At 36.2% G+C, this 13,507-nt stretch carries 10 protein-coding genes; 6 read left to right on the forward strand and 4 right to left on the reverse strand.

All coding sequences use genetic code 11. From position 1 onward, the window contains the following. Positions 1 to 123: 123 nt before the first annotated feature. From AC0608_RS09700 to AC0608_RS09715, 4 genes are read right to left on the reverse strand one after another with little or no spacing between them, the layout of a single operon-like run. Positions 124 to 909 carry a hypothetical protein gene (locus tag AC0608_RS09700; RefSeq protein WP_478288928.1) on the reverse strand — a complete coding sequence of 262 codons (786 nt, stop codon included), beginning with the start codon at positions 907 to 909 and terminating at the stop codon, positions 124 to 126. Positions 910 to 933: 24 nt separating this feature from the next. After that, the gene (locus tag AC0608_RS09705; RefSeq protein ID WP_478288929.1) at positions 934 to 1,665 is read right to left on the reverse strand and encodes an MIP/aquaporin family protein; all 732 of its coding nucleotides are present in this window, start codon (positions 1,663 to 1,665) and stop codon (positions 934 to 936) included. Positions 1,666 to 1,684: 19 nt separating this feature from the next. Then, positions 1,685 to 3,181, reverse strand: coding sequence for a glycerol kinase GlpK (glpK, locus tag AC0608_RS09710; protein WP_478288930.1), 1,497 nt, complete (start codon positions 3,179 to 3,181; stop codon positions 1,685 to 1,687). Positions 3,182 to 3,214: 33 nt separating this feature from the next. After that, on the reverse strand, positions 3,215 to 4,798 hold the full coding sequence (locus tag AC0608_RS09715) for a glycerol-3-phosphate dehydrogenase/oxidase (RefSeq protein WP_478288931.1): 1,584 nt from the start codon (positions 4,796 to 4,798) through the stop codon (positions 3,215 to 3,217). A gap of 147 nt (positions 4,799 to 4,945) precedes the next feature. Between AC0608_RS09715 and AC0608_RS09720 the strand changes: the two genes are divergently transcribed. The 6 genes from AC0608_RS09720 to porM all read left to right on the forward strand — a co-directional run bounded on the left by AC0608_RS09720 (position 4,946) and on the right by porM (position 13,476). Then, complete coding sequence (locus tag AC0608_RS09720; RefSeq protein ID WP_478288932.1) at positions 4,946 to 5,710, forward strand: DeoR/GlpR family DNA-binding transcription regulator; 765 nt, start codon at positions 4,946 to 4,948, stop codon at positions 5,708 to 5,710. 223 nt (positions 5,711 to 5,933) lie between these two features. Continuing rightward, positions 5,934 to 8,450 (forward strand): type I DNA topoisomerase, encoded by a 2,517-nt coding sequence (topA, locus tag AC0608_RS09725; protein ID WP_478288933.1) that lies wholly within the window; start codon positions 5,934 to 5,936, stop codon positions 8,448 to 8,450. A 64-nt stretch (positions 8,451 to 8,514) separates the two neighbouring features. Beyond that, a complete protein-coding gene (locus tag AC0608_RS09730) occupies positions 8,515 to 9,666 on the forward strand; it encodes a formimidoylglutamase (RefSeq protein WP_478288934.1) in 1,152 nt (383 codons plus the stop codon). A 127-nt stretch (positions 9,667 to 9,793) separates the two neighbouring features. Beyond that, on the forward strand, positions 9,794 to 11,197 hold the full coding sequence (gene porK / locus AC0608_RS09735; protein ID WP_478288935.1) for a T9SS ring complex lipoprotein PorK/GldK: 1,404 nt from the start codon (positions 9,794 to 9,796) through the stop codon (positions 11,195 to 11,197). A gap of 41 nt (positions 11,198 to 11,238) precedes the next feature. Next, the gene (porL, locus tag AC0608_RS09740; RefSeq protein WP_417958509.1) at positions 11,239 to 11,886 is read left to right on the forward strand and encodes a type IX secretion system motor protein PorL/GldL; all 648 of its coding nucleotides are present in this window, start codon (positions 11,239 to 11,241) and stop codon (positions 11,884 to 11,886) included. A 45-nt stretch (positions 11,887 to 11,931) separates the two neighbouring features. Beyond that, on the forward strand, positions 11,932 to 13,476 hold the full coding sequence (gene porM / locus AC0608_RS09745) for a type IX secretion system motor protein PorM/GldM (RefSeq protein WP_478288936.1): 1,545 nt from the start codon (positions 11,932 to 11,934) through the stop codon (positions 13,474 to 13,476). Positions 13,477 to 13,507 lie beyond the last annotated feature (31 nt).

A 13,507-nucleotide genomic window follows, 5' to 3' on the forward strand; every position in this document is an offset into this window, starting at 1 on the left:
AAGATAAGGGAATTCAAATAAATATGACAAGATGTCAGATTAAGAATTAACACTATTTTGTGTTTTAATTTTGGGGTAAAAAAACGTTTTTAGCTAACAAGTCAAATACTTTTTTATTCGAAGTTAAAACAATACAACACCCAATTGAATTCGGGCAATTTTAAGGGCTGGATTCCACATTGCTACTGCAGAAACTGGGATTTTGTAATTTAAAATGCTAATATTTTTGAAAGCCTTGATTCCAGTATTTATAATATCAAAATTACTGTTTGGGTTATTAGTATATAAATGGGAGGAACCGTTTAGGGCAAATCCGGCTCCTAAATAGGCCTCTAAAGTAATTTTTTGATTTTTCAACACTGGATATCCTAATTCTAAATAGGTTGAATACCTATTTTTATAATCGAGATTGTCCAGCAATTCACGGTCATTGCCATAGAGTAGAAAATTAGCTTCGATACGCAAAGGAAATCGTTTGGGAAATTGATAGGATGTTCTTAAATCAAGAATGTGCGTTGTTGTTTTTCGATCGTAATTAAAAACGGCTGGGTTTTCAATATTAGTAGTATTGAATAGATCCCACAAGGCAATTGAAAAGCCATTTTTTTGGTATTGAACGTAGTAATTAATTTCTTTGTACTCCCCGTCAAGCCCATTTCCGCCCCAAAGGCCAACAGTAAGATTTTGTTTTTTATCCAAAGCATAATGAATGTTGCCCATGGCAGTCATGCTTCCGTTGATGACCAGTCCCCTCCATAGGTGGCTTGTTTTTAATTCTACATCAAAATCCAATCGGTTCGGTTTTGTGTCTGCTACAGCTTTCGGAATAGTATCGGAAACAGGAGTTTCTTGGGCGTATCCAGCTAGCCCTATAATAGCGATTATAGTGGAGAAAAATAATTTTTGCATGATAGTATTTTTAGAATTAGGAGGTTAGAGCATCGCCGTATATAAGACTGCGGCCAAACAGGATCCTATTATTGGGCCAACGATAGGAACCCAGGAATAGCTCCAATCGCTACTTCCTTTTATGGGTAAAATGGCGTGCATGATACGAGGACCCAAATCTCTAGCAGGATTTATGGCGTACCCAGTAGTGCCTCCCAATGACAATCCAATAGCCCAAACTAAAATAGCTACCGGTAAAGCACCAACAGTCCCAAGTCCGATTGCAGCACCAGTATCAGAACTCATGATCAGTTCTGGGCCTGCGATATAGAATATTACAAAAATCAACACAAAAGTAGCGATGATTTCACTTATTAAATTGGATGAGTAATTACGAATCGCGGGCCCTGTACAAAAACAAGCAAGTTTTCCGCCTTCGTCCTCTGTAGCTGCAAAATGATCTTTATGGGAAAGCCACACCAAAACGGCACCTAGCATAGCCCCAATCATTTGAGCCAGAATATAGGAAGCAACTTCAGCCCATGCAAATTTTCCTATGAGTGCCAGACCTAAAGTGACGATTGGATTTAAATGCGCACCACTAATCGGGCCAGCGACGGCAACGCCTACAAATACAGCAAAACCCCAAGCTGTACTAATGACAATCCATCCGGAATTATTCCCTTTGGTTCCTTTAAGAACTACATTGGCAACAACGCCATTACCTAATAAAATCATAAGCATAGTCCCTAAAATTTCTGCTATAAATGGAGTCATAATATTTAGTTTTTAGTGATTAATCTTCTATCCAGTTTCCAGCTCTGCCTATCGCTTTATCCCAGTTTTTTACTAATTCAGTGACAGTGTCTCTGGACATTTCTGGGGAGAATTCATGGTCTATCGTCCATTGTTTTTGTAATTCATCTACGCTGTCCCAATATCCAATAGCTAAACCGGCTAAATAAGCGGCGCCTAAAGCCGTTGTTTCCAATGTTTTGGGTCGAATTACTTTAAAATTAAAAAGATCCGATTGGAATTGCATCAATAAATTATTAGCAACAGCTCCGCCATCTACTCTTAATTCTGTTCCCTTTTTTTCGAAATCAGCTTCCATCGCCTTTACTAAATCATAGACTTGATAAGCTATTCCTTCAAGAGTTGCTCTCGCAATGTGTGCGTTTGTAGTACCTCGAGTGATCCCAAATATCGCACCTCGAGCGTATTGGTCCCAGTAAGGAGCTCCTAAGCCTGTCAGTGCCGGAACAAAATAGACGCCTCCGTTATCTGGAACGCTAGCGGCTAATTCTTCAATTTCATGCGCAGCATCAATCATTTTAGCACCATCTCTCAGCCATTGTACAGCCGCACCACCAACAAAAACACTGCCTTCTAAGGCATATGTTGTTTTTCCATTAATTTTCCAGGCCACAGTGGTTAATAAGTTATTTTTAGAATAAACGGGTTTATTGCCTGTATTCATAAGCATAAAACAACCAGTTCCATACGTGTTTTTTACCATTCCAGGATTGATGCATAGCTGTCCAAAAAGCGCTGCTTGTTGATCTCCTGCAACCCCAGCAATAGGAATTTTTGTTGAGAATAGAGTGGTTGAGGTTACTCCATAAACTTCACTACTTTGTTTTATTTCTGGCAATATCGATTGTGGGATATCGAATAAATTTAATAATTCCTGATCCCATTCTAAAGTATGTATGTTTAACATCATGGTGCGACTAGCATTAGAAACATCCGTCATGAACATTTTGCCTCGGGTCAGTTTCCAAATAAGCCAAGTGTCGACGGTTCCAAAACATAATTTTCCTTGTTCCGCTTTTTCACGAGCTCCTTTTACATTGTCCAAAATCCACTTTAATTTTGTGGCCGAAAAATAGGCGTCTAAAACCAGTCCTGTTTTTTCTTTAATCAGATCTCCGTGACCTTGAGCTTTCAATGCGTCGCAATATTTTGCAGTTCTTCTATCTTGCCAAACAATAGCATTATAAATTGGTTTACTGGTTTCCCTGTCCCAAACAATTGTTGTTTCTCTTTGATTGGTGATGCCAATGGCGGCTATTTCTTTTCCTGATATTCCTACTTTTGCAATAACTTCAGCAGTAACACTCATTTGAGAGGACCAAATTTCGTTTGGATCGTGTTCTACCCATCCTGGCTTTGGGAAAATTTGTTCGAAAGATTTTTGAGAAACGTTGACAATTTCTCCATCGTGGTTGAAGACAATTGCTCTGGATGAGGTCGTTCCTTGGTCAAGGGCAAGAATTAGTTTGTTTTTCATTTTTTGGTGTTTTTATATTAATAGAATTGTAGCTTATTTTATTTGAAATTCTGTCAAAAGGAAACCGTTGGCGAGAGTTCTAAATTCAGCCGTTTGGACATCAGCCCAAGTGGTATCATATCCTAGTTCTTTTGCTAATAATTGGGCAACTTTTTCAGAACAACCAATCGCTGCGCGGGCATCTAGAAATAAAAGGCGTACGCGTCTGGCCAACACATCTTCAATGGTTCTGGCCATTTCGAAACGAATAGCCCAAGCTACTTCGGCCATTGTGTACTCATAATCGGGATGTAATTTTTCTTTTAACGAAGGTTCGTCTTCCTGTAATTTTAGTATTTTTGGAATGTCGGTTCCATAAATGTATAAATGATTTTCTCGGTCTTTTATTGAGGTAGCTTTATTTCCGTGAATGGCAATATCTTCTGTCTCACAGCTTCTCTTGGGTAAATTATGGACTTTGATTGCTTTGCCAATAACATCCTCAGCAATTTTTCGATATGTAGTCCATTTTCCTCCAGTAATGGTGATTAATCCAGTATCCGAAACAATTATTTTATGGCTTCTGGAAACTTCTTTGGTACTTTGTCCTTTTTTTTCTGGGGCTGCCAAAGGTCTCAATCCTGCAAATACAGATAAAACATCCTTTCTTGTTGGTTTTTTTTCTAGAAATCGTTGGGCAGTTTCTAAAACAAAATCAATCTCTTGTTCCAAGGCAATTGGTTCTACACTTGATTTTTTAACCAAAGTGTCGGTAGTTCCTACCACAATTTTATCATGCCACGGCACTGCAAACAGTACACGTCCATCACTTGTTTTTGGAATCATTAAGGCGTGTTGACTTGGCAAGAAAGATTTGTCAAAAACCAAGTGAATTCCTTGGCTTGGAACAATATATTTCTTGTATTCTAAATCATTCATCTTCATGATCGAATTGGTAAAAACCCCGGTAGCATTAATAACTGCGGTTCCATTCAATTCATATTTACTACCCGTTTCTTTGTCTTCAAATTCTACTCCCGTAACTTGATTTTTATCGTCTTTTAATAAATTTGTCACTTTCGAATAGTTCAAAAGTGTTGCTCCTTTTTCAACGGCTGTTTGAGCAATATTGATCGCCAAACGCGAATCGTCAAACTGTCCATCTTGATACACAACTCCGCTAACCAATCCTTTTTGGGTAATGGTTGGAAGTAATTCGATTGTTTTTTTTCTGGAAACATATTTAGAAGCACCTAAACTTAATCGTCCGGCTAACATATCGTATATGGTTAGTCCTACGGTATAGAAATAGCCGCCCCACCAATTGTAATTTGGAATTACGAAGGATTGGTTTTTCACCAAGTGAGCAGCATTTTGGGCCATTAATCCTCTTTCTTTTAGTGCTTCACGTACCAAAGCAATATCTCCTTGTTCTAAATACCGTACCCCGCCATGGACTAATTTGGTGCTTCGGCTAGAGGTTCCTTTTGCAAAATCAATAGATTCTAATAATATGGTTTTGAAACCTCTGCTTGCTGCGTCTAGCGCTATTCCTAATCCGTTAGCACCACCACCAATGATGATTACATCCCAATTTTTGGTTTGCGTAAGTTGGGCTAATTGTTCTGATCTTTTCATTTTGTTGTTTTTATATCGCAATATAGTATTTCGTTTTACAAACATAACGAAATAAATCGAAACAAAATGAAACTATTCGAAATAACTAGTTTTATTTTTTATTTCTAAAAGATTATCTATCTTTATTTTGAATATTTAAACAGTAAGATGGCTATAATTAATATCAGACAGGAACTAATAATAGAGGAATTAAATAAAAAGGGGTATGTCAATGTAGTGGAACTGTGCGAAACGCACAAGGTTTCATCTGTAACTATTCGAAAGGATTTGAGTTTTTTAGAAAACAAAAATCTATTGCATCGTACCCATGGAGGCGCAAGTAAACAGCCTATTTATGCGTTCGAAAGAGATGTAAGTGATAAGGAATTGCTTCAGGTAGAACAAAAGAAGCTTATAGCAAAAGCGGCTTTGAGTTATATTAACGACAATGATTATATCATTATGGGTTCTGGGACTACGATACATAATTTGTCTAAGGTTATGACTGGCTTTCAGAAATTGACGGTGTTGACTCCTTCGCTTAAAGTTTCATTAGAGCTTTGCAAACATGCAGAAATTGACACCATTCAACTGGGTGGCGATATTAGAAAAGCATCTACTTCAGTAGTTGGCGCAATTGCAGAAGGAATTTTGAGTCAGTTTTCCTGTAATAAATTATTTCTAGGAACAGACGGACTTGATCTAGAATTTGGGTTGAGTACTTCAAATGCTATGGAAGCTCATTTGAATCAGGCGATGATTGATGTGGCTGAAAAAGTAATCGTCTTGGCAGATTCAACTAAAATGAATGTTAGAGGTTTTGGTAAAATTTGCAATCTAGAAAAAATTAATGTTTTGATTACTGACTCTGGTATTGATATCGAAACTAAAACGAAACTGGAAGAAATGGGGTTGAATGTCGTTGTTGTATAAAAAAACTTAAAATTTTTTTTAAGTTTTAATTGCAGTTGGACTTTAAAGAATAGAAAACGAAAAGTCCATATTCTTAATAAAACGGTAGTGTTTTATTCTTTTTAAAATTATTGAATTTAAATTATTCAAAACCTGCAATTCAACGAGAAAATTTACTTTTAAAATTTAAAAAACTTAAAATTTAAAAAAATCATATACTTTTGCCGACATAAACAATCGGGATATGGCAAAGAATTTAGTTATAGTGGAATCACCTGCAAAGGCAAAAACAATCGAAAAATTTCTAGGAAGTGATTTTCAGGTCGAGTCCAGTTACGGACATATTGCTGACTTACCTTCAAAAGAAATTGGTGTAGATGTAGAAAATGGTTTCAAACCTAAATATGAAGTTTCAGCTGATAAAAAAGCATTGGTTAGTAAGTTAAAAACTTTAGCCAAGAATGCCGAAATGGTTTGGTTAGCAAGTGATGAGGATCGAGAGGGTGAAGCTATTTCTTGGCACTTAGCCGAAGAATTAAAATTAGATAAAACCAAGACAAAGCGAATTGTTTTTCATGAAATTACAAAAACAGCAATTCTAAAAGCAATTGACAATCCAAGGGAAATAGACTATAATTTAGTCAATGCACAACAAGCGCGTCGTGTTTTGGATCGGTTGGTTGGTTATGAATTGTCTCCAGTTCTTTGGAGAAAAATTAAAGGTGGACTTTCAGCAGGACGTGTGCAATCCGTTTCGGTTCGTTTGATTGTAGAACGAGAACGTGAAATTCAGAATTTCAAAGCCGTTGCAACGTATTCTATTGTAGCAGAGTTTACTAACGAAGTAGGAAAAACATTCAAAGCCAAACTACCTAAAAATTTCAATACTAAAAAAGAAGCCGAAGATTTTTTAAATAAAAATATCGGCTCTACCTATAAGGTATCAGATTTAGAAACGAAGCCGACCAAAAAATCACCAACGGGCCCGTTTACAACTTCAACTTTACAACAAGAAGCGGCGAGAAAATTATATTTGCCTGTTGGAATTACGATGCAACTAGCGCAACGTTTGTACGAAGCTGGACTTATTACGTATATGAGAACGGATAGTGTGAATTTATCCAAAGACGCTATGGAAGCGGCCGAAGCCGAGATTATAAAATCGTACGGAAAGGAATTTTCTAAACCTCGAACTTTTGTTAATAAAAGCAAAGGGGCGCAAGAAGCGCATGAAGCGATTCGTCCGACAGATATGTCCCGTCATACAGTAGATATAGACAGAGATCAGGCGCGTTTGTATGATCTAATATGGAAAAGAACCTTGGCCTCACAAATGAGTGATGCTAAATTAGAACGCACAAACGTGAAAATTGAAGCAAACAATCACGGCGAAATATTCACTGCATCAGGTGAAGTTTTGCTTTTTGAGGGTTTTCTTAAAGTATACTTGGAAGGGCATGATGATGATGAGGAGGAGCAAGAAGGAATGTTGCCAGCTATGAAAGTAAATGAGAAATTACAAAATAATTTTATAACAGCAACGGAGCGGTATTCCCGAGCTGCTGCAAGGTATACTGAAGCTTCTTTGGTAAAAAAACTAGAAGAGTTAGGAATAGGACGTCCTTCAACGTATGCCCCGACAATTTCTACGATTATCAATAGAAACTATGTGGAGAAAGGGAATCTTGACGGTCAAGAACGAAATTACACACAATTGACTTTAGTGTCAGGGAAAGTAGGGGAGAAGTTACTGAAAGAAAATACAGGTTCCGATAAAGGAAAATTAGTTCCTACAGATATAGGTGCTATTGTAACAGATTTCTTAGTAAAGAATTTCGGAAATATTCTCGATTATAATTTTACTGCAAAAGTGGAGCAGGATTTTGATGAAATTGCCGAGGGTAATGTAAACTGGACCACAATGATGCAAGAATTCTACGATAAATTTCATCCTATAGTGAAAGATGTAGAAGCAAATGCAGAAAGAGAAAGCGGGGAAAGAATTTTAGGAACAGACCCAAAAACAGGAAAGCCAGTTTCGGTGCGTTTGGGGAAATTTGGACCAATGGCACAAATTGGAGCTGCAGATGATGAAGAGAAAAAATTTGCCAGTTTGATGTCAGATCAAAATATTGGAAACATCACTTTAGAGGAAACGTTAAATTTATTTTTGTTGCCCAAAAATCTTGGGGAATATAAAGGAGAAGAAGTTGAGGTTAGCAATGGTCGTTACGGTCCTTACATTCGTCATGGTGCTGCTTTTGTTTCTTTGCCCAAAGGGGAAAATCCATTAGATGTAGATTTTGAAAGAGCACAGGAATTAATTGATGAGAAGGCAATAGCCGATGCTCCGATAGCAGTGTATAAAGGAGAAGGTGTGCAAAAAGGAACGGGTCGTTTTGGTCCTTTTATCAAATGGGATGGTTTGTTTATAAACGTAAGTAAGAAATACGACTTTGATAATTTGTCACAAACGGATATTGAAGCGTTGATTGAAGATAAATTGCAAAAAAATATTGATAAGGTTTTGCATAATTGGGAAGACGAAGGGATTTTAGTCGAAAAAGCCCGTTGGGGACGTTCGGTTATTACCAAAGGAAAGATTAAAATTGAATTGAGTAAAGAAGTTGATGCCACAAAATTGACATTAGCAGAGGTTCAGGAAATGATTGCCAAGAAAACACCCGCTAAGAAAGTAGCTGCCAAGAAAGCTCCGGCTAAGAAAGCTGTTGCTAAGAAATCAGTAGTTAAAAAGAAATAATAATTAATCCAGTTTCATCTCCCTTTCTTTGGACAGGGTTGAGGAGAGGAAAAAAAGAAATAAAATGGAATTTGATTTTCTAAAACCTCTAGGTAATGAAATCCTGGATTACATTAATGGTTTGACTTCTCAGCAATTGGGCAGCAAAATTGTTCTGCATACCAAGGAACAATTTCCAGATCTAAATAAAATCAAAATTGCAGTAATTGGAGTTTTAGAGAATCGAGGTGATTCAGCTGCAATTTCAAATGTCGATTTAATACCATTACGAAAAGAGTTGTACGGCATGTTTCCCGGAAATTGGGACGCAGTAATTGCAGATTTAGGCGATATTTACGCAGGAAATTCAGTTGAGGACACCTATTTTGCTTTAAAAAAGGTTGTTGCAAGTCTTGTTAAAAAAAAGGTTGTTCCTATTGTTATTGGGGGCTCTCAGGATTTAACGTATGCACTTTATAGAGCTTATGATGATTTGGAACAAATGGTCAACTTAGTTTCTATTGATAATAAATTTGATTTTGGAAAAGAAAATGAAGAAATTTCGGCTACTTCATATCTTACTAAAATAATAATAGAAGAGCCTAATAATCTTTTTAATTATTGTAATGTAGGGTATCAGACTTATTTTAATTCGCAGGAAGAAATAGACTTAATCGAGAAATTATTTTTTGACGCCTATAGGTTAGGAGAAATTTCGAATGCTATATCTATTTCTGAGCCAGTTTTTAGAGATGCAGATGTAGTTAGTATTGACTTAAATTCAGTTAAATCGTCTGATTCGGGAAATTTTATTTCCTTTCAGCCCAATGGTTTTAATGGAAAAGAAATTTGTTCTTTATCACGATATGCGGGGATAAGTGATAAAGTAACTTCGTTTGGGATTTTCAACCATAATAATTCTAAACAGGAATCCGTAATCATTGCGCAAATAATTTGGTATTTTATTGAAGGGTTTCATTACCGTTCCAATGAGTATCCTTTTGGCAGCAAAGAAAATTATCTAAAATACATTGTTCCAATGGAAGAACAGGAACTCGTTTTTTATAAAAGTGACAAAACGGATCGGTGGTGGATTGAAATTCCATTTATTTCAAATGTTAATAATAAATTAAAAAGAAATACGTTATTACCATGTTCTTATGAGGAGTATTTATTGGCCTGCAATCAAGAATTGCCAGAAAGATGGTGGAAAGCACAAAGAAAAAACATCGTATAGAATCATTTTTTACTTATTTATTATTTTTTTATAAAAAACATTTTGTTTACTGTAAAAAAATTGTTTTTCTAAAAAATAATAAATAGGTTTACACACTTAAAAATAATGAATAGATAACCAAATTTATATGAAGAAGTTCATTGCATTTACGGCAATTTTGACCCTTTTAATTGGCTGTGGTAAATCAAGCGATAAAGGAGAATTAGTTGGAGTTGAGGGAAAAAAATGGCATCCAGAGAAACCTTTTGGAATGACTTTAGTTCCGGGCGGGGCTTTTATTATGGGTAAATCAGATGCTGACTTAGCGAACGTTGAAGATGCTCCTACAAAAACAGTTACTGTTCGTTCTTTCTATATGGATGAAACGGAAATTACCAATAGTGAATACCGTCAGTTTGTGGAATGGGTGAAAGATTCTACAATGAGAGTACGATTGGCAATTCTTGCAGATGAAAGTGGAATAACAGCCGGAACTACAAATGGTAAAGGTAAAAATGCCGGAAGTATTGGTGATTTTGCTTTTAATGATTCTGATCCTGAAAAGATGACTGCGTATGATAAGTACATGTATGATAATTATTATAGTGTTGGAACTGCTGACGATCCTTATGCAGGTAGAAAAGTCAATAAAAAAGTCAAATTAATCGAAGATACTAAGCTATATCCGGATGAATATTATGCTGAGGTTATGGATTCTATGTATTTACCAATTGAAGAATCCTATAACGGTTTAAGAACTATAGATGTCAATAAATTGAAGTTTCGTTATTCTTGGATGGATATTCAGGCAGCAGCCAAAGCGAAAGTAGGAAGAAGAAAAGATTTTATAAAAACAGAACAAGTTAATGTATATCCTGACACTACGGTTTGGATCAAGGACTTTGCCTATTCCTATAATGAACCCATGCACAATGATTATTTTTGGCACAAAGCCTATGAAGATTATCCAGTGGTAGGGGTAAAATGGACCCAAGCCAAAGCATTTTGTGCCTGGAGAACTTTATACAAAAACGCAAGTATAAAATCAAAAAAGAAAAGTCGGGATTTAATCAATTCTTTCCGATTGCCAACAGAAGCTGAATGGGAATATTCTGCCAGAGGTGGTTTAGAGTCCGCAACATATCCATGGGGTGGACCGTATACTAAAAATGATAGAGGATGTTTTCTTGCGAATTTTAAACCTAACAGGGGAGATTATGCTGCGGATGAAGCTCTTTATACTGTTGAGGCAAAATCATACGAGCCAAATGGCTACAATTTGTATAATATGGCAGGTAACGTTTCTGAATGGACTGATTCATCATATGATCCTAATGCCTATGAGTATGTTTCGTCAATGAACCCTAATGTCTTAGATGCTTCAAATAAAAGAAAAGTACTTCGGGGCGGTTCATGGAAAGATGTTGCTTATTTCCTACAAGTAAGTACCAGAGATTATGAATATGCAGATTCTGCCAGAAGTTACATAGGTTTTAGAACAGTCCAAGATTATATGGGAGTTCAGACTACCGGAATAGGAAAAAAGAAATAAAAAAAACTCCAAATCTAACTTTAATTAAAAAACAAACTATTATGGCATTATTAAGCAAAAAAGCAATGAATTTCGCATACGGTATGGGAGCTGCGGTTGTAATCATTGGTGCATTATTCAAAATTACCCATATAGAATTTGGTTTCCTTACAGGAAATTTAATGCTTACAATAGGTCTTGTTGTAGAAGCGGCTATTTTTGCTCTTTCGGCCTTCGAACCAGTTGATAATGACCTGGATTGGACTCTAGTATATCCGGAATTGGCTAACGGTCAAGCTAAAACCGTAACTAAAAAAGTGGAAACACCGTCAGACGCACAGGGATTGTTGTCTCAAAAATTAGATGTAATGTTAAAAGATGCTAAAATTGATGGTGAATTAATGGCCAGTTTAGGAAACAGTATCAAAAATTTTGAATCAGCTGCTAAGGGAATTGCACCTACAGTTGACTCTATAAATTCTACTAAAAAGTATAGTGAAGAATTGACCTTGGCTGCAGCTCAAATGGAGTCTTTGAATAGTTTATATAAAATACAATTGCAAAGTGCTTCAAGAAATGCTCAGATAAATGAAGAAGTTGCTGAAAACAACTTAAAATTAAAAGATCAAATGCAATCATTGACTTCTAATCTTTCGTCTTTAAACAACGTGTATGGTGGAATGCTTTCTGCAATGAATAATAAAGGATAATTAGTTTCGAACTATAAAAAAATAATAAACTAATTATTAGAAAATATGGCAGGAGGAAAACTAACCCCTAGACAGAAGATGATTAACCTGATGTACTTGGTTTTTATCGCAATGTTAGCATTAAATATGTCCAAAGAAGTTTTGTCAGCTTTTGGATTAATGAATGAAAAATTTGAAGGTTCAAACTCTTCCGCTGAACAGTCAAACGCACAAATGTTAGCTGGTTTAGATGCTAAAGCCGCTGAAGCCGGTGGAGAATTTACCGCGGCATCAGCAACTGCTCACAAGGTAGAAACGATAACTAAAAATTTTTACGATTATATTGGAAAAATAAAATCAGAAGTTTTAGTAGGGACAGAGGTTGACCCTGAAACGGGAAAATTACCTTACGAGGCAATGGATAAAGGAGATAATATTGATCAGTTGTGGTTTAGTCCTGCAGGGTACTCAGCTAAAGGGAAAGAAGTTATTGCAACAATCGAAAAGTATAAATTAGACATGAAATTAGCTTTAGGCAATAACAAAAAGCTTTCACCAATTTTATCTGAAGTAGACTCAAAGTTTAGTTTGGCGGATGTTAAAAATAAGGATGGTGTAGCTATTGATTATTTAGATTATCATTTTAAAGGATTTCCAGCTGTAGCCTCTTTAGCAAAATTATCTGCTTGGCAGAATGATGTTAAAAAAGCAGAAACAGATGTGTATAATACATTGTTAGGTAAAGCTGCAGTTGCAGCTGCTTCATATAGTAATTATCAGGCCATTGTGGTTCTTGATAAAAGTGCTTATTTTCAAGGCGAAGCTATAACTGGTAAAGTAGTTTTGGGTAGATATGATGAGAATACTAAGCCGACATCTTTCTCAGGTCCTGGGAAAATTGTAAATGGTCAAGCTGTAATATCTATGACTGCCGGGAGTGTTGGAGAACAGACAATTAATGGTCAATTCACTTTCTTGGAAGATGGAAAAAACATTCCTCTTAAATTTCAAGGGAAGTATGTAGTTATTTCTCGTCCAGTTTCAGCTACGATTTCGGCTGATAAAATGAACGTTGTTTATAGAGGTGTTGTCAATCCTATGACAGTATCTTTTGCAGGTGTTCCTGATGCTAATGTTAGTGCTTCTGCTCCAGGTTTATCCAAATCAGGCGGCCAAGGAAAGTATGTTATGAGCCCGCAAGGAGGAAATGAAGTGGTAATAAATGTAGTGGGTAAAATGGCTGATGGAAAGTCAGTTACTGATAGAAGAACTTTTAGAATCAAAGGGATTCCGGGCCCTACTGGAACTATTAGAGGGGAAATGGGAGTGGTAAAAGGTCCTAAATCCAATCTAGAAATAGCTACTATCGGAGCTAAATTAGTCGATTTTGATTTTGAAGTAGGTTTAAATGTTGTTGGGTTTAATTTAAAAGTTACTGGTCAGCCTACAGTGGTTGTTTCCGGAAATAGGTTAAACGCACAGTGTAAAGCGGTACTTTCAAAAGCAGGAAGAGGCGATCAGGTTACAATCTCCGAAATTAAAACAAAACTTGAAGGTGCAGGTAGTTATTTATTACCAAGAACAGCTCCGGTAATTTTTGAAATACAATAATAAGTAGGTTTTAAAAGCCTATTTCAATATA

The sequence above is a fragment of the Flavobacterium sp. GNP008 genome, from assembly GCF_056428965.1.

Bases quoted from the DNA above. Each gene is read 5' to 3' on its own strand.
- AC0608_RS09700 (WP_478288928.1), bottom strand. From the start codon at position 909: ATGCAAAAATTATTTTTCTCCACTATAATCGCTATTATAGGGCTAGCT.
- AC0608_RS09705 (WP_478288929.1), bottom strand. From the start codon at position 1,665: ATGACTCCATTTATAGCAGAAATTTTAGGGACTATGCTTATGATTTTA.
- glpK (WP_478288930.1), bottom strand. From the start codon at position 3,181: ATGAAAAACAAACTAATTCTTGCCCTTGACCAAGGAACGACCTCATCC.
- AC0608_RS09715 (WP_478288931.1), bottom strand. From the start codon at position 4,798: ATGAAAAGATCAGAACAATTAGCCCAACTTACGCAAACCAAAAATTGG.
- AC0608_RS09720 (WP_478288932.1), top strand. From the start codon at position 4,946: ATGGCTATAATTAATATCAGACAGGAACTAATAATAGAGGAATTAAAT.
- topA (WP_478288933.1), top strand. From the start codon at position 5,934: ATGGCAAAGAATTTAGTTATAGTGGAATCACCTGCAAAGGCAAAAACA.
- AC0608_RS09730 (WP_478288934.1), top strand. From the start codon at position 8,515: ATGGAATTTGATTTTCTAAAACCTCTAGGTAATGAAATCCTGGATTAC.
- porK (WP_478288935.1), top strand. From the start codon at position 9,794: ATGAAGAAGTTCATTGCATTTACGGCAATTTTGACCCTTTTAATTGGC.
- porL (WP_417958509.1), top strand. From the start codon at position 11,239: ATGGCATTATTAAGCAAAAAAGCAATGAATTTCGCATACGGTATGGGA.
- porM (WP_478288936.1), top strand. From the start codon at position 11,932: ATGGCAGGAGGAAAACTAACCCCTAGACAGAAGATGATTAACCTGATG.